Source organism: Psychromicrobium ferritrahens (assembly GCF_043789415.1).
Classification (GTDB): Bacteria; Actinomycetota; Actinomycetes; order Actinomycetales; family Micrococcaceae; genus Renibacterium.
The window spans coordinates 192,787-208,265 of sequence record NZ_JBDLLW010000002.1 but is presented as its reverse complement, the minus strand read 5'-3'; the positions used below and the strand labels follow the sequence as shown (position 1 = coordinate 208,265).

Sequence of the window (15,479 nt, the reverse complement as noted above, 5' to 3'; positions counted from 1 at the left end):
CTAATATGAACGCTTTCCAAGGTGCGGGGTCGCATATCGTGCAAGGCCAGACCCTGGAGCAAGCACTCCAGCGCACTGGTTTCTACCCGCTCCTGGTCAGCGATGTGGTCAATGAGGCACTCGACGGCTGCCCCTGCATCGCGCATCTGGCGCACCTGGAAACACACTTCGATCAGACTGAGATCCATCGGCACATCACCGTTTTGGCCCTGACCGAAGAGATGCTGGTGATCGCGCACGTCGATGATCAGCAGCTCGATGAGCAGGGTGAGCGGATGGTGGCGCAGATCTCCACCGAAACCGTGCCGGTCAAGCAGATTCGTTCCGTGGTGCTGAATTACATGTACGCGCAGCCGCAGGAGTACAAATCCTCCGATCCGGTGCGCGAACTCACTCTCTCGATCGGCTGGTCGGGTGGGCAGCGCATCGATATCGGTCCTGCCTCCTGCGGGGACCCGCAGTGCGAAGCCGATCACGGTTACACCGGGAACATCGCCCAGGAAGACATCGCGCTGCGGATCAGCGCCGAGGCCGATGGCCCCATGGCAGTGCAGGACGCCAAGATCTTCGCCAGGGCGCTGCGCGCCATGAACGCCAGGGCTGCCGCAGCCAGTTCCGAAGCAGCCCTGCTCAGGGCGAATGCCCCGGGCCGGGGCGTCCGTTTCGGGCGCAATCAGCATCGCTGAGTCAATGGTCGATCTTGCGCCCTGGCCGGGGTATGGGCAATCAGGCCCGGGGTCCGGCTCCATCGCTCAGGTGCTCACCAGCAGCGCAGCGGCCTTAGGCGCTCCTGGTTTTCACAATGCGCTCAGTTTGCCGGCCAGTAAAAGAGTCGTCGTGGTGCTGGTTGACGGTCTCGGTGCTGCGCTGCTGAAACGTAAAGGGGCTCATGCCCCGTTCCTGCGCTCTGTGCTCAACACCAGCAGCAGCTACCGAACGCTCACCTCGGCGTTCCCCTCGACCACCGCCAGTTCGCTCGCCAGCCTGGGCACCGGGGTGGAACCGGGATTGCACGGCATGGTTGGCTACGATGTGCTCGATCCGGACCAAGACAAGGTGGTCAATCTGCTGGGCAATTGGGACTCCGCGGTGGATCCCTTGCGCTGGCAGAATCAACAGACAGTCTTCGAGCGGCTGGCGGGTGTGCTGCCCACCGCCACGATCAGCTTGCCGAAATTCGCCAATTCGCCGATGACGCAGGCCGCATTGCGGGGTAGCCGGTTTATCCCGGCAGCCACGGTACACGCCAGAACCGCAGCGGCGGCGGAACTTCTGACGGCTGAGAAACAGGTTCTGCTCTACTTCTACTGGTCCGAGCTGGACAAGGCTGGTCATCGGTACGGAGCCGATTCTCGGGAATGGGAATACGAGCTGGAAGAGCTCGATGCGGCGATGCGGCGCCTGGCCCAGCAATTGCCGCCCGACACCCTGTTGCTTTTGACGGCGGATCACGGCATGATCGACGTTCCGGAATCAGCTCGGATTGACTATTCGGCGGAGCCCGAGCTGATCGCTGGGGTGCGGCACACCGGAGGGGAACCACGCTTGGTGCAGCTCTATCTCGAACCTGATGCGGACGTGGAACGCCTCCGCTCGGCGTGGCTCAAAACCTGGGGTACTCAGGTAACCGTCTGCACCCGTCAGGAGGCCATTGCCGCAGGGTACTTCGGCACGGTGCGACCTGAAGTCCTGCCGCGGATTGGCGATCTGCTAATCGCGGCCCGAGAGCCGATGGCTTTTTACGACACCCGGCGGGTTCGTCCCACGGCGATGGAAGTCATCGGGCAACATGGTTCCTTGACCAAGGCTGAACGGGAAATTCCGCTACTGAGAATTCCGGTGACCGGAAGGAAGGGAACGGGAAGGTGAGCATTCATGGCTGAGCTGGTTTTCTACTCCGGCACGATGGACTGCGGCAAATCAACGCTCGCTCTGCAACTGAACCACAATCATAGTGCCCGGGGCCGGGCTGGTTTATTGTTCAGCTGTAATGACCGAGCGGGTGAGTCGATGATCTCCTCCCGCCTCGGGCTGCAGACCGAGGCGATCGAGGTGGCGGCTGAAACCGACTTCTGGGACGAAGTGGTCCTCAGACGTACTCATGGCGCCGCCCTCGACTACCTGATCTGCGATGAAGCCCAGTTTTACACCCCACTGCAGATCGAGCAGTTAGCGCGCCTGGTGGATGAAATGGATCTGGATGTCTTCGCCTTCGGGATCACCGCGGATTTCCGGACCAGGCTCTTTCCCGGTTCGCAGCGGTTGATCGAGCTCGCCGATCGAGTGCAAGTGCTTCAGGTGGAAGCGCTCTGCTGGTGCGGCCGCCGCGCGACTCACAACGCACGGACCGTGGACGGCGTGATGGTGGTCGAGGGAGACCAAGTCGTGGTGGGCGATGTGACCAGTTCCGCTCCCCAAGCTCAGGTCGGCTACGAGACGCTCTGCCGGCGTCATTACATGCGCCGCGTTACCGCTTACACCGCGAATCAACTGGTGGAAAAAGACCAGCTGCTGCCCTTCGACGTCTCAGATCTGGAAATCTGCTCGGTTCCGCCAAAGCCTTGAACCATTGTGTCTAAGGAGGCAATGGTTCAAGGAGGCATTCAGAATTCCATATTTTCCGTCCCTTAGCGTTCACGGACTTCCCTTACCTCGCTGCGCTCGGTTAGGGAACCCTGCCCGTTCTCTACGAGGCTTCGCGTGTCGGCTTCGCAGCCACGCGGGGGCTCGCGATGCGGGACTACAAAAATATGGAACTCAGAATCAGAACGAAAGCCCTGAGTCGATCTAGTTATCGGATTTAGTGCCGAAGACGATTTCATCCCAGCTCGGCACGCTGGAGCGCTTCGGCTTGATCGGTGGACGCCGTTCCACCGGCTCGGCTGCCGTTTCCGGTTCCTCCGTTGATGCATCCGCTGCGGAAGTAGGCGCTTTGCCCGGCTGAGCCGGAATGCTGATCTCCCGGGTGTTGGTGCTGATATCGCCAAAGAGCCCCAGCGGGTCGTCAGCGTTCTCAGCCTCGGCAAGCTTGGGGGCGAGGGCCAGAGGCGGGAAGACCGAGGGCTGAGTGGGCTCTGCCGATTCGTCCTCTTCTTCCTCGCTGGCCACCGCTTCCGTCTCAGGGTCTGCGTTCCGCGGGTGAGCCGCGGGAACGCCCTCGCTCAGCAGCAGAGCCAGCGCATCGTCGTCGTCCTCGGAAACCCCGAGTCGTTGGCCGCGCCGAGAACGGAGCAGGTCAAGCAATGATTCCGACCCGGTGCCTGACGTACCTGAGTCCGCGCTCAGCGCGCTTTCTTCCGGCTCCGCTGGGCGTTCGCTTTCAATGTCGAAGGGACGGTCCGCGACCGCGGAAAGCCTGCGGGAAGGCAGCGGTGAATCGAGCGGAGCGATCTCGCTGAGCAACTGGGCCCAGCGATTGGTATTCTGCAGGCTTTTCCGGGAGGGGTGGTAAATCCACTGTGCCGGCGCCGATTCGCCGATACCTGAGAGCTGACTGGGGGTTGCTTCGAAATCAGCTGTCACGGTCCAGCTGCCGTCTGCCCGGCGCCAGGCGTCCCAGACCACGGATTCTGACTCGATGCCGTAGGCGGTCAATCGGTGAGCCACCATTTCGCCCAGATTGGCCGGATCGTCGCCAAAGGCTGAGCGGTAACCGTCGTGACCGGGGATCGCATCGGCGACTTTGACCAGCCTGGCTTGCTGCGAGACGTATTCGCGTTCGGCCAGCACCGGACCCTCATAACGCTGGATGTGCTCTAAGGGGACTCCGGAGGCTTCGGCGATCTCTTGGGCGCTGGCTCCACCCCGAATGCGCTGTTGAATATCCTTGGGGGAGAGGCGATTGGCATGCTGTTCATCGTTCATCGTGTTCGCTCCGCGAGAAAGTGTGCGCGACGAGGCGACGCGCAACGCTTCATCGATGCGCAGTCGGTAAATCTCCCCGTCTGTGCCACTGAGCAGTAAATGCTCGCCGTCGTCATGAACTCCCACCAATCGCAGATCCCGCATAGCCTCATCACCCGCTTATTGTCCACCGCTGGAATCCAAGCACCAGCTCAGTTGAAACTCTGCCACCGAAAGGCTCGGATTACTACGACCCACGCAGGCGTGGCGGATGTTGTATGGTGGCTTAGTCCCAGTTGCTAGAAGGGACCGGTGGCCGGATCACGGGTGGGGGAAACCAGTGATTTTGCTGTGATTTACCCAGTATTTTGCGCACTGTGAGCGAAATCACCCACGATTATTGCGCTCTAGCTGGTGTTTGTGAAGAATATGCGCAAAAATCACCCCGTTACCGGGCACAAAATCGCACCTCATGACGTTTGATCTGTGAGGCACCAAGGGGGCCTGAATATCAGTGCGTATCACTACGCATGACTGAGCATTAACTACGTACCAAGACCGGAGCGTGAGCATAGAATTATGGCGACTGACTACGATGCGCCGCGGAAAACAGAAGACGATCTCAGCGAGGACTCAATTGAAGAATTGAAGTCCCGCCGTACCGATAAACAATCGGCAGTCGTTGATGAGGACGAGGCTGAAGCGGCGGATAGCTATGAGCTACCTGGTGCGGATCTTTCTGGTGAAGAACTGCTGGTGCGGGTACTGCCTGCACAGGCGGATGAATTCACCTGTTCTTCCTGCTTCCTGGTTCGGCATCGTTCACAGATTGCACGGGAGAAGAACGGCCTGCTTTACTGCAAGGATTGCGAAGGCTGATTCACTTCACATTATTCGAGGCGGTCAGGGCAGCGACAAGCTGCTCGGGCCGCCTCGTCGAGGTTAACCAGTAAGGAGTCGGATCGGTTTCGTCGGTGATCATTATTTTGACGACGGGGGAGATCCAGCCACGGAGGCAGAGGAAAGCGAGCCCATTGAGCTGCGGACCGCGCTGAGCGAAAGCAGCGTCTCCACGGTAAGCGGTGACCTCTCCGACGTACTGGCGTTCAATGCTCGCCCGGCCCACCGTGAGGGTGTGCTCCGTGACCTCGATACGAGGGGTGCTGCTGATCAGGAACACCAGTTGCAAGAGGAAGAGCACCACTGCGGCGATATAGCCGGCGAGCAGGCTGATCGGGGCCAGGATCAAGATTCCCGCAGCAGAAATGCCCGCCGCGATAAGCCAGATCCACGGTGTTGGCCAAAGTTTTTCGGTGTAACTGTTTGAACTCAGGTCCTGGGCGTTCTGCGGCATGATCCCCAGCTTGTCACTTTTCGCACTTTCCCGCGAATTCGGCGGGAAGCATCGGTCTCCGTCTGCATTGAGCACCCGCCCGGCCCCGGCGCAGCAAGTATCCGCCGTCTCGGGTGGAAATTCAGAGGGCGCTGAGCAGGCTAGAGTGTTTCGCATCAGAACAGTCCGCTCCCACTTCACGACGGAGGTCATTGTGTCCGAGCCAACGCTCCCAAGGCAGCCCAAATTGGCGGTGCAGCTCAAAATGCTCGATCCGGGACTCGAACCGCCGAGCTATGCACACCCAGGGGATGCCGGTGCCGATTTGCGGACCCGCATCGACGTGGTGATCGCCCCCGGTGAGCGGGTTCTGGTTCCCACCGGGGTTTCGATTGCCTTGCCTGAGGGATTCGTGGCTTTGATCCACCCCCGATCCGGGCTCGCCACCAAGCACGGGATCACCATTGTCAACGCCCCGGGTACCGTGGACGCCGGATATCGCGGAGAAATTGCGGTGACCCTGCTGAACACCGATCTATCGCAGCCCATCAGCCTGTCTCGGGGCGATAGAATTGCACAAATGGTGATCCAACGCGTCGAATATGCGCAGTTCCTCCCCGTCGAGGAGCTGCCCGACTCGGTGCGCGGTACCGCAGGCTTCGGCTCCACCGGCGGATTCACCACTACTTTTTTCGATAATCAGCCTGTTGGCAAGGAGTAACCCATGATTTTTGGGCGCGGAAAGCGATCCACCTCGAAGTCCGATTCGGTCACTGAGGAATCGGTCGCTGAGGAAACTGAAGCAGCAGAGACTGAGCCGACAGAAGCTAACTCCTCCGCCGAGGGCAGCACTGCTGCACGACGCACAGACCCCCTTGACGCTGTCTATGAACGGGAGCTGCACGGGCCCTTCGATATCGACGAAGTGGATGCTCCCGAGGGGTATGTGGATCTCGGTGCGCTGCTGATCGCTCCGCAGTCCGGCCTGCAACTGCGCTTGGAAGTGGAAGAGAGCAGCCAGCGGGTGATCGCGGTTACCCTCGATCTGGCCGGGTCCTCACTCCAGCTGCAGGCTTTTGCAGCTCCTCGGTCGAGCGGTCTCTGGTCTGAGATCCGAGAGAACATCGCTGCCTCGGTGGAATCCCAGGGTGGCAATGTGGAAGAGCTGGACGGCAGTTTCGGCCCCGAGGTGCTGGCCAAGCTTCCCGCTGAAGCCGCTGATGGCAGTAAGGGCTTCCGAGCCGCCCGGTTCATCGGAGTGGACGGGCCTCGCTGGTTCCTCCGCGGAGTGCTCGGCGGTCCTGCTGCCTTGGAGGCTGATGCGGCCAGCGAGCTTGAGGCACTGTTCCGGACTATTGTCGTGGTGCGCGGTGATGCGCCGATGCCGCCACGGGATCTGCTACCTCTGGCACTGCCCAAGGAAGCCGCCCCAGCCCCGGACGCCGCAGACCAGCCGCAGTCGGAGCAGGGCTTAGAACCCCCGAAGCGCGGCCCGGAGATCACCCAAATTGGGTAATCCGATGGCTAAAACGGAGCTGAAGACCATCAGTCAGCTTCCGGAACGCGGTCGAGCCTTGGGCCGAGGGTATATCGAGTCGATCACCATTCTTCCGGTCAATCAGGCCCCCGAATTCGCTGCGATCATCACCGATGCGGACAAATATGCTGGCCGGAACCGCCGGGCGAAACCGGCTGCCGCGGAGTCTGGAGCTGAGGCAGCGGGCGAAGGCAAGAGCAGACTCCGGCTGATCTGGCTGGGACGTCGGCAGGTTCCCGGCATCGAAGCGGGCACCGAATTGCGCTTCGAAGGCATGGTGGCACAACGAGACGGCCTGCCCACGATCTTCAACCCCCGCTATGAAATTATCGGTAAGCCAGAGTTCCAGGAGTATTCTTCGTGAGTGAAGCCCAGCAAAAGCCGGATGAGCCTGAAAAGAGCGAGGCTGAAAAGAGCGCTCAAGGTCAGCCGGAACCCAGTTTTGCGCAATTGGCGGAGAGCTATGCCGCCCGTTCCGGGCTGACCCGCAATGAGCACGGGCAGATTGATCTGATGAAGGCTGTCGGCGGTTGGCGCGGCTTGGCTGAGACTTTAGTGCCCGGCTTGGTGTTCCTGATCAGCTTCATGATCTGGCAGGATCTCACGGTCTCGGTGATTGCGGCGATCGCGGTGGGCGTGATTTTCACCGTGCTGCGTTTGTTGCAGCGGGGCAGCGTCGTGCAGTCCTTCTCCGGATTGGTCGGCATCGCCATTTGCGCTTTGTTCTCCCGCAGCACCGGAAACGCGCTGGACTACTATGTGCCAGGGTTCCTGACCAACGTGGTGGGCATCGCAGTGGTCGGTCTTTCTATGCTATTTCGTTGGCCGATCACCGGGCTGCTCTTCGGCTTCATCCGCGGCGAGAACCTGGAATGGCGCGCCAAAGCCGGGCGGCGTCGGGCCTATATGCTCGCGGCCTGGATCGTTCTGGCACTTTTCGTGCTTCGACTGCTCGTTCAGGTGCCGCTGTATTTCGCGGAGAATCTAGCCGCTCTGGGTGCCACCCGGCTCGCTATGGGGGTGCCGCTCTACGCCTTGGCGCTCTGGCTCGCCTGGATGATCTCGCGGCCCACTGTCGAGGTCAGTTCTGCTGAGTCTGACCCGGCTGAGTCCGACCCGGCTGATCCGGCGCAGGAGCAAGCAAAGCCCTGAGCTCGTCCTCGGCGGCGATGGTGGTGATGAAGAATAATTCGTCTCCGCCATCGATCACATCGTCGGTGCTCGGTGTGATGGGAGCTTCGTCTCGCAGAATCGCCACCAGGGTCGAATCCGCGGGCCAGTCAATTGAGCCCACGGTGGCACCGAGCAGCGGTGAATCCTGCGGCATGGTGAATTCGACCAGGGAGGAGACACCTGTTTGCAGGGTGAGCAGGCGGACCAGGTCACCGATTTCCACGGCTTCCTCGACGAGCGCCGTCATCAGCCGCGGAGTGTTCACCGCGACATCGACGCCCCAGGAGTCGTCAAACATCCAGTCATTCTTCGGGTTATTCACCCGGCCCACCGTGCGGCCCACCCCGAATTCGGTTTTGGCCAGCAGGGAGACCACTAGATTGACCTTGTCGTCGCCGGTGGAGGAGACCACGACGTCGGCTTCGTCGAGTTTCGCCTCACGCAGCGTGCTGATTTCGCAGGCGTCGCCGATCAGCCAGCGCGCGCCGCGCAGGCCGCTGCGGCCGATCACTTCGGGTTTGGCATCGATCAGCAGAACCTCATGACCGTGCGAGAGCAGTTCACGGGCGATGGATGAGCCGACGCTGCCCGCACCAGCGATAACGACTTTCATTCTGACTCCTTCGCTGGGGCGGTGCCCAGCACGTGCTCGACTTCGGACCGTTTGGCGACTTCCAGCATGACGTGCACCGTGTCGCCCTGCTGGTAACTGGTTTCGTGATTGGGCAGGATGCCCTCACCGAAGCGCGTCAGGTAGGCGACCCGAACACCGCTGAGCTGTTCCAGATCCTCCAGGCTGCGACCGATCCAGCCGTCGTGCAGCGGTACCTCACTGAGCATCAGGCGGCCGGAGGCCTCGCGGAAATCCCCGGCGATGCTCTGTTCCGGCAGAATACGGCGGAGCACTTGGTCCGCGCTCCAGCGCACTGCGGCGACCGTGGGAATGCCCAAGCGCTGGTAGATCTCAGCGCGACCCGGATCGTAAATCCGAGCGACGACGTGTTCCACATGGAAGGTCTCGCGGGCCACCCTGGTGGCTAGCACATTCGAGTTATCTCCGCTGGAGACCGCCGCAAAGGCGTAAGCAAGTTCGATATCGGCCTGTTTCAGGGTCTCCCGGTCGAAGCCGATCCCGGTGACTTTGCGACCGCTGAAATCCTTGCGCAGCCGACGAAAGGCTCGGTCGTCCTGATCGATGATGGCCACGGTGTGGCCGGAATCCTCCAGGGTGTGAGCTAGGGTGGCTCCCACCCGGCCGCAGCCCATGATCACATAGTGCGCCACTGGATCTCTCCCTATTCCTTCGATGTTCGTTCGGTCGGCTGATGGATGTTTCATCCACGGGTGCTCGAAGGGTCTGTTGCACCGCAGCCAATTGTAGGCACAGATATGTAGAGTAGGGACGTGCTGACCTTTCTCAACGCCCTGAAGCGGGTTATTGTGGGCCGCCCGTTCCGTAATGACCGGATGGCCCACACTCTCTTACCCAAGCGCATCGCGTTGCCAGTTTTCGCTTCGGACGCGTTGTCGTCGGTGGCGTATGCCCCGGATGAAATCCTGCTCACGCTCGCCCTCGCCGGTGCCGCTGCGGTGACCATCTCGCCACTCGTCGGACTGGCCGTGATGATCGTGCTGATCACCGTGGTGGCTTCTTACCGGCAGAACGTGCACGCCTACCCCTCGGGCGGCGGAGACTACGAGATCGCCAACGTCAATCTGGGCAAGACCGCGGGGCTCACCGTGGCTTCGGCTCTGCTCGTCGATTATGTGCTCACGGTTGCTGTCTCGATGTCCTCAGCAGCGAATTATCTGACCTCGGCGATTCCGGGTCTGCACGGCACCCAAGCCTGGGTTGCGGTGATCGGCGTCGTGCTGCTGGCGCTGGTGAATCTGCGCGGCATCAAAGAGGCCGGCAGCGTTTTCGCGGTGCCGACCTATATCTTCATGGTCTGCATTTTAGGTATGACGGCGGTCGGCATCTTCCAGGCGATCACCGGAAACCTGGCTAAAGCACCCAGCGCTGCTTTCGAGATCGTGCCGGTTCCGGAATACGAACAGGGCATTGTCGGCCTGGCCGGGGCGTTCCTGCTGCTCCGTGCTTTCTCCTCCGGTGCGGCGGCACTCACCGGAGTCGAGGCGATCAGCAACGGGGTGCCGAACTTCCGCAAACCCAAGTCGAAGAACGCGGCAACTACTCTGCTCCTCTTAGGAACCATCGCGGCCGCGATGCTGGCCGGTATCCTTTACCTGGCCAATGCCACCGGCGTGCATATCGTTCAGGATCCCAGCAAAGAGTTCCTGCTGGACGGCCATCCACTACCTGAAGGCTATGTGCAGAACCCCGCGATCAGCCAGATCGCGCAAACCATCTTCGGCCCCGGCTCCATCCCGTTCTTCATCATTGTCGCGGCCACCGGGGTGATCCTGGTCTTCGCCTCGAACACCGCTTTCAACGGGTTCCCGGTGCTCGCCTCGATCCTGGCCCAGGACGGTTATCTTCCCCGGCAGCTGCGCACCCGTGGGGATCGGCTCGCCTACAGCAACGGTGTGCTGGCGCTCGCTCTCGGTGCGATCATCTTGATCGTCGCTTTCAACGCAGACGTCACCAAGCTGATTCAGCTCTACATCGTCGGCGTCTTCATCTCCTTCACCGCGAGCCAGCTCGGCATGATCCGGCACTGGGGGCGCGCCCTCAAACTGGTCAAGGACCGGCAGGCAAAACTGCGGATCATCAAATCGCGCACCATCAACACCATCGGCTTCCTGATGACCCTGACCGTGCTGGTGATCGTGCTGATCACCAAATTCGAGCAAGGGGCCTGGATCGCTCTGCTCGCGATGGCCATACTCTTCCTGGTGATGGGCAGTATTCAACGGCACTACAGCAATGTGGCTCGGGAACTGGCGGTCGATGAAGATGCTTCGCCACGGGCTCTGCCCACCCGAGTGCACGCCGTGCTGTTGGTTTCGCACGTGCGCAAGCCGGTGCTGCGCGCGCTGGCCTTCGCCCGTGCCTCGCGTCCTTCGCAGCTAGACGCCATTACGGTGGATATCGATTCTGAGGACACCGAGAAAACCGTTCAAGCTTGGGCAAAGCTGGAGATCCCGGTGCCGCTGACCGTGCTGGCCAGCCCGTACCGGGAAACCGTCACCCCGATCATGGAGTACGTGAAGAACATCCGCCGGGATTCACCACGAGATCTGGTGGTGGTCTACATTCCGGAGTACGTCGTGGGCAAGTGGTGGGAACAACTGGTGCACAACCAGACGGCTCTGCGGATCAAGACCCGGTTGCACTTCGAACCAGGAGTCATGGTGGCCAGCGTGCCCTGGCAGTTGGCTTCCTCCGAAGCTGCTCGGCGCTCTCAGGAATTGCTTTAAATGCGGGGTCTCGAAGTCACTGTTGGAGCGGTGGCACACGGCGGGCACTGCGTCGCGCGGGATCAGGGCAGGGTCATTTTCGTGCGGCATGCGCTGCCCGGCGAACGGGTCCGGATTGCGCTCACCGATGCCGGGGAGGAAGCGCATTTCTGGCGAGCCGACGTCGTCGAAGTGCTGGAAGCAGCAGAGGCGCGGGTTGCGCATTTCTGGCCGGTCGCGGACTCATTACGGAGCTATGCCAGCGGTGCGCTGCCGGTGGGCGGTGCGGAATTCGGGCATATCGAACGCGCTTTCCAGCGTGAGCTGAAAGGCCGGGTACTCGCCGAGCAATTGCAGCGGCTGGCCGGTTTGGAGCGTTCGACGCCGGTCGAGGAAGTGCCGGGGGAGAGCCCCGATGGGCTGGGCTGGCGAACTCGCAGCGGTTTCGCGGTTGCTCCCGACGGTGTGCTGGGCATGCACGCACACCGCTCGCATCAGGTGCTTCCGGTGCGAGAGATGCCGCTCGCAGTGCGGGGGATTCGGGATCTGCCGCTCTGGGACTTGGACTTCAGCGGGATCGACCGGCTGGAAATCGCGGCGCCGACCTCGGGAGATGGGCCGTTGGTTCTGCTGGCTGGAGCAAAGGCTGCTGCTTCCCGGATCGCCCGAGAGCTGCCCGAGGGCGTGTCCGCTGCGCACTGGGATGCAGAACGCTCTCGGGTTTCCGCGCTGAAGGGCAGACCCTGGTTGCGGGAGGAAGCCCTGGGCCGGGATTTCCGGGTCAGCGGGGATGGTTTCTGGCAGATCCATCGTGGCGCACCGCAGACTTTGACGGCCGCTGTTTCTGAGTTTCTCTCCGATGTTTTGCACCCCGGATCGAGAGTTGCTGACCTCTATGCGGGGGCCGGGCTTTTCAGCTCCTTGCTCGCCGAAGCTGTTGGCGTGACTGGGGAAGTGCTCTCGGTCGAGGGCTCGCCGGTGACCTCGAAGGACGCGGCGCACAACTTCGAGCGGCAGCCTCAGGTCTTGGTGCGGCCAGGAAGGGTCGAACGGGTGCTCGCCGCTGCAGCGCGCTCCGGTAGTGAAGGTAGCCGGTTGGACGCCGTCGTGCTCGACCCGCCGAGGGCCGGGGCGGGGAAGAACGTGGTGCGGCAGATCGCGGCGAGCGGACCCCGTGCGGTGGCCTATGTCTCCTGCGATCCGGCGTCTTTTGCTCGGGATGTCGGGTATTTCTCTGCGCTTGGCTGGGAACTGGCTGAGCTGCGCGCCTTCGACCTGTACCCGCACACGCACCACCTGGAGACCGTGGCGTTGCTGGTGCCGAAGGGTTAGCTGGCTCCTTTTTCCGCCGGACCTGGGCCCACTGAATCGGGAGTTTCAGTGGGCCAAGCTGTCTCACCCCCGGTGAAACCCGGATTCGGTGGGCTGGGGTTCAGTTTCGGTGGGCTGGGGTTCAGTGGCCTCTCTCCGACGTCTCGCCAGCTAATCCAAAACATCCGTCTCCAGACTGAGGCGAGGCTGGCTTAGCTCGCATAGAGTGGTCAACATCATGAGCAGCCAAAAGACCATGCCGAGCCGTGCTGAAGTCAAGAACGAAACCAAGAACGCAGCGAGACTCGCCGCAATCTCCGATGCCAAACTGCAGCTTTCCCAATCGCCTGATGAACGCTCCGACAACGCGTTCTCCGATGCTGGCTTGACCGAAGCTCAGGTAGCCAGACGGTTTTCGCTGGGCCTGGACAACGCCGTCCCGAACGAATCCAGCCGGAGCATCGCCCAGATCTTGCGCGCCAATCTGGTCACCCTGTTCAATATCGTGCTGGGTGCCTGTTTCGTGGTGGTGCTCCTGGTCGGGGAGTGGAAGGATGCTTTATTCGGCGTCATCGTGCTCGCCAACGCCGCCATCGGCGTGGTGCAGGAATATCGGGCCAAACGAACGCTGGACAAGCTGGCGGTGCTCAATGCACCGCACGCCCGGGTGCTCCGTCAGGGCATGGGGCAGCAGGGCAGCCCTCAAAGTAGTCCCCGAGAGATCGCCGTCGGCGAGGTGGTGTACGACGATATCCTCGTACTGCGCACCGGGGACCAGATCCCCGCCGATGCTCGGGTGCTCAGCGTGGAAAGCCTGGAAGTCGATGAGTCGCTGCTCACCGGTGAATCCGATCCGATCGACAAGAAGCCAGGCGATGAGGTGCTCTCCGGCTCAGCGGTGGTCTCCGGGTCAGGAACGGCCAGGGTACAGCGGGTCGGCGTCGAGTCCTTCGCCTCCAAGCTCACCGCGGAAGCCAAGCGGTTCTCCATGGTCAATTCCGAGATCCGCAACTCGATCAATAAGATCGTGCTCTACATCACCTGGGCGCTGGTCCCGCTCGTGCTGCTGGTGGTCAATGGCCAGATGCAGGCCAAGGGCGGCTGGGCGAGCGCTTTGCAGACCGGTGCCTGGAAAGACGCGGTGGTCTCGGCGGTCGCCTCCATCGTGGCGATGATCCCGGAAGGGCTCGTGCTGCTGACCAGTATCTCCTTCGGCCTAGCCGCGGTCACCCTGGCCCGCCGACAGGTCCTGGTCCAGGAACTCCCGGCGGTCGAGGGCTTGGCGCGGGTGGATATCGTCTGCCTCGACAAGACCGGGACGCTCACCGAAGGCGAGATCGTCTTCGACGCCGAGCACTCCCTGGGTGAAGTGTCAGGCTTCCGCCGGGTGCTCGGCTGGATCGGTGCCGATCCGAACGCGAACGCCACCGCCGCCTGCCTGCGCCCGGAATACACCGAGCTGCCGGCCAGCCAACCCAGTGTCAAGGTGCCCTTCAATAGCGCCCGCAAATGGAGCGCGGTGGGCTTTACTACGGAGCCCAGTGAACCCGGACAGCCAGGTGACTTCGAAGAGCCCCGGGGCAGTTGGGTCTTCGGTGCCCCGGAGATGGTGCTCAGGCACGACGTCGAAAGTCACCAGTCAGCGTTACAGGAGGCCGGTCGGCTCGCCGAGCAGGGGCTGCGGGCGCTCGTGCTGGCACACAGCGACGATTCCGCGAGCGAAGTCTCACTCAGCAACGAAGAAGTCCCCACAGGCCTGCACCCGGTGGCGATTCTGACCTTCCGGGAGAAAGTCCGCCCGGACGCCTCCGAAACCCTCGCCTATTTCCGTGAACAGGGCGTCGATCTGCGGGTCATCTCGGGAGACAACCCGCGTACGGTGGCCGCCGTCGCCCGCGAGGTCGGCTTTCAGGACGTCGGTCAGGGCTACGACGCCCGGCAGCTGCCCGAGGACCTTGACGAACTCGGTGAAGTGCTCGAGAAGGAGCAGGTGCTCGGCCGGGTGACTCCCGAGCAGAAGAAATCTATTGTGCTCGCCCTGCAAAAGCGCGGGCATGTAGTGGCGATGACCGGTGACGGCGTGAACGATGCGCTCGCCTTGAAGAACGCCGATATCGGCATCGCGATGGGTTCGGGGGCCGCGGCGACCAAAGCGGTCGCCAGGCTGGTGCTACTGGACGGTCAGTTCTCCCGGATGCCGGGAGTGGTCGCCGAAGGGCGACGGGTGATCGCCAATGTGGAGCGGGTGGCGAACCTCTTCCTGACGAAGACCGCTTATGCCATTCTGATCTCGCTCTTCATCGGCATCGTGCTCTGGCAGTATCCTTTCCTGCCGCGCCAGCTCTCCATCATCTCCTCGCTGACCATCGGCATCCCGGCTTTCTTCCTAGCTCTGCTGCCCAATAAGCGTCGTTATCAGCCGGGTTTCCTGCGCCGGGTGCTGCTCTTCTCGGTCCCTGCCGGGGCGATCATCGCGGTGTGTATCGTCGCGGTCTACGGCTTCTCCCGGGCTTTCCCGGATCTCGCGCTGAGCCCGGAAGCCCAGCTGGAAGCGGGCCGCACCGCCACTACCGCGGCTGTGCTGCTGATCGCTCTCTGGGTGCTGGGGACCCTGGCCAGGCCCTTTGACCGCTGGCGTGCCGCGGTGGTCGGTGCAATGCTGCTCGGCTTGGTGCTGGTGCTCACGGTGCCCTTCGCCCGCGAGTTCTTCGCGCTTCAGGTGCCAACCGGAAGCTTGCTGGCAGTTACCATTGGAGTAGTTGTTCTAGGCTGTGCGGCGGTTGAAATTCTCTATCGGGTACTCAAGCGCCGTGGTGCCGTCTCCGAAAGGGAATAGGTTCAAGTTACTTGTTAGTTAGGGGCACCTAACTGGCAACCGGCCCCCCTCGAGACAAAGATTAAGGCGAGGCGAGAGGAGTCCTG

15 protein-coding genes are annotated in these 15,479 nt (G+C 61.9%); 11 read left to right on the top strand and 4 right to left on the bottom strand.

The window, feature by feature from the left end; all coding sequences use genetic code 11:
- Window positions 1–5: 5 nt before the first annotated feature.
- The 3 genes from ABDK06_RS10670 to ABDK06_RS10660 are packed head-to-tail and all read left to right on the top strand — an operon-like array spanning window position 6 to window position 2,565.
- Window positions 6–686, top strand: coding sequence for a DUF5998 family protein (locus ABDK06_RS10670; protein WP_394941004.1), 681 nt, complete (start codon window positions 6–8; stop codon window positions 684–686).
- 4 nt (window positions 687–690) lie between these two features.
- Entirely contained in the window at window positions 691–1,869 is a 1,179-nt protein-coding gene (locus tag ABDK06_RS10665; protein ID WP_394941003.1) for an alkaline phosphatase family protein, read from the top strand.
- 6 nt (window positions 1,870–1,875) lie between these two features.
- The gene (locus ABDK06_RS10660) at window positions 1,876–2,565 is read left to right on the top strand and encodes a thymidine kinase (RefSeq protein ID WP_394941002.1); all 690 of its coding nucleotides are present in this window, start codon (window positions 1,876–1,878) and stop codon (window positions 2,563–2,565) included.
- Between the two features lie 222 nt (window positions 2,566–2,787).
- Here the strand turns inward: ABDK06_RS10660 and sepH are convergent, their stop codons facing one another.
- Window positions 2,788–4,008, bottom strand: coding sequence for a septation protein SepH (gene sepH / locus ABDK06_RS10655; RefSeq protein WP_394941001.1), 1,221 nt, complete (start codon window positions 4,006–4,008; stop codon window positions 2,788–2,790).
- A gap of 414 nt (window positions 4,009–4,422) precedes the next feature.
- Here sepH and ABDK06_RS10650 point away from each other — a divergent pair, with 414 nt between their 5' ends.
- Entirely contained in the window at window positions 4,423–4,722 is a 300-nt protein-coding gene (locus ABDK06_RS10650; RefSeq protein WP_045073621.1) for a DUF4193 domain-containing protein, read from the top strand.
- A 1-nt stretch (window position 4,723) separates the two neighbouring features.
- Here ABDK06_RS10650 and ABDK06_RS10645 read toward each other — a convergent pair whose 3' ends face one another.
- Entirely contained in the window at window positions 4,724–5,197 is a 474-nt protein-coding gene (locus ABDK06_RS10645; protein WP_394941000.1) for a DUF3093 domain-containing protein, read from the bottom strand.
- Between the two features lie 193 nt (window positions 5,198–5,390).
- Between ABDK06_RS10645 and dut the strand changes: the two genes are divergently transcribed.
- Genes dut through ABDK06_RS10625 form a run of 4 tightly spaced genes read left to right on the top strand, consistent with a single transcriptional unit; the run spans window position 5,391 to window position 7,865 of the window.
- Window positions 5,391–5,897 carry a dUTP diphosphatase gene (gene dut, locus ABDK06_RS10640; protein ID WP_394940999.1) on the top strand — a complete coding sequence of 169 codons (507 nt, stop codon included), beginning with the start codon at window positions 5,391–5,393 and terminating at the stop codon, window positions 5,895–5,897.
- A gap of 3 nt (window positions 5,898–5,900) precedes the next feature.
- Window positions 5,901–6,692 (top strand): DUF3710 domain-containing protein, encoded by a 792-nt coding sequence (locus tag ABDK06_RS10635; protein WP_394940998.1) that lies wholly within the window; start codon window positions 5,901–5,903, stop codon window positions 6,690–6,692.
- Window positions 6,693–6,696: 4 nt separating this feature from the next.
- Window positions 6,697–7,077 carry a single stranded DNA-binding domain-containing protein gene (locus ABDK06_RS10630; RefSeq protein WP_394940997.1) on the top strand — a complete coding sequence of 127 codons (381 nt, stop codon included), beginning with the start codon at window positions 6,697–6,699 and terminating at the stop codon, window positions 7,075–7,077.
- Window positions 7,074–7,865, top strand: a complete 792-nt coding sequence (locus ABDK06_RS10625; protein ID WP_394940996.1) for a DUF3159 domain-containing protein — start codon at window positions 7,074–7,076, stop codon at window positions 7,863–7,865. Before ABDK06_RS10630 ends, ABDK06_RS10625 begins: the two co-directional genes overlap by 4 nt.
- Here ABDK06_RS10625 and ABDK06_RS10620 read toward each other — a convergent pair.
- Window positions 7,795–8,499, bottom strand: a complete 705-nt coding sequence (locus tag ABDK06_RS10620) for a potassium channel family protein (RefSeq protein WP_394940995.1) — start codon at window positions 8,497–8,499, stop codon at window positions 7,795–7,797. The two genes, ABDK06_RS10625 and ABDK06_RS10620, sit on opposite strands and share 71 nt — an antisense overlap.
- Entirely contained in the window at window positions 8,496–9,170 is a 675-nt protein-coding gene (locus tag ABDK06_RS10615) for a potassium channel family protein (protein ID WP_394941310.1), read from the bottom strand. The genes ABDK06_RS10620 and ABDK06_RS10615 overlap by 4 nt, the downstream gene beginning before the upstream one ends.
- Window positions 9,171–9,290: 120 nt before the next feature.
- On the opposite strand from ABDK06_RS10615, the gene ABDK06_RS10610 reads away from it, so the two are divergent.
- From ABDK06_RS10610 to ABDK06_RS10600, 3 genes are all read left to right on the top strand, one after another.
- The gene (locus ABDK06_RS10610) at window positions 9,291–11,267 is read left to right on the top strand and encodes an APC family permease (protein WP_394940994.1); all 1,977 of its coding nucleotides are present in this window, start codon (window positions 9,291–9,293) and stop codon (window positions 11,265–11,267) included.
- The gene (locus ABDK06_RS10605; protein WP_394940993.1) at window positions 11,268–12,578 is read left to right on the top strand and encodes a class I SAM-dependent RNA methyltransferase; all 1,311 of its coding nucleotides are present in this window, start codon (window positions 11,268–11,270) and stop codon (window positions 12,576–12,578) included.
- A 217-nt stretch (window positions 12,579–12,795) separates the two neighbouring features.
- A complete protein-coding gene (locus ABDK06_RS10600) occupies window positions 12,796–15,393 on the top strand; it encodes an HAD-IC family P-type ATPase (RefSeq protein WP_394940992.1) in 2,598 nt (865 codons plus the stop codon).
- The last annotated feature ends 86 nt before the right edge of the window (window positions 15,394–15,479 follow it).

Bases quoted from the DNA above. Each gene is read 5' to 3' on its own strand.
- ABDK06_RS10670 (WP_394941004.1), top strand. From the start codon at position 6: ATGAACGCTTTCCAAGGTGCGGGGTCGCATATCGTGCAAGGCCAGACC.
- ABDK06_RS10665 (WP_394941003.1), top strand. From the start codon at position 691: ATGGTCGATCTTGCGCCCTGGCCGGGGTATGGGCAATCAGGCCCGGGG.
- ABDK06_RS10660 (WP_394941002.1), top strand. From the start codon at position 1,876: ATGGCTGAGCTGGTTTTCTACTCCGGCACGATGGACTGCGGCAAATCA.
- sepH (WP_394941001.1), bottom strand. From the start codon at position 4,008: ATGCGGGATCTGCGATTGGTGGGAGTTCATGACGACGGCGAGCATTTA.
- ABDK06_RS10650 (WP_045073621.1), top strand. From the start codon at position 4,423: ATGGCGACTGACTACGATGCGCCGCGGAAAACAGAAGACGATCTCAGC.
- ABDK06_RS10645 (WP_394941000.1), bottom strand. From the start codon at position 5,197: ATGCCGCAGAACGCCCAGGACCTGAGTTCAAACAGTTACACCGAAAAA.
- ABDK06_RS10635 (WP_394940998.1), top strand. From the start codon at position 5,901: ATGATTTTTGGGCGCGGAAAGCGATCCACCTCGAAGTCCGATTCGGTC.
- ABDK06_RS10630 (WP_394940997.1), top strand. From the start codon at position 6,697: ATGGCTAAAACGGAGCTGAAGACCATCAGTCAGCTTCCGGAACGCGGT.
- ABDK06_RS10620 (WP_394940995.1), bottom strand. From the start codon at position 8,499: ATGAAAGTCGTTATCGCTGGTGCGGGCAGCGTCGGCTCATCCATCGCC.
- ABDK06_RS10605 (WP_394940993.1), top strand. From the start codon at position 11,268: ATGCGGGGTCTCGAAGTCACTGTTGGAGCGGTGGCACACGGCGGGCAC.
- ABDK06_RS10600 (WP_394940992.1), top strand. From the start codon at position 12,796: ATGAGCAGCCAAAAGACCATGCCGAGCCGTGCTGAAGTCAAGAACGAA.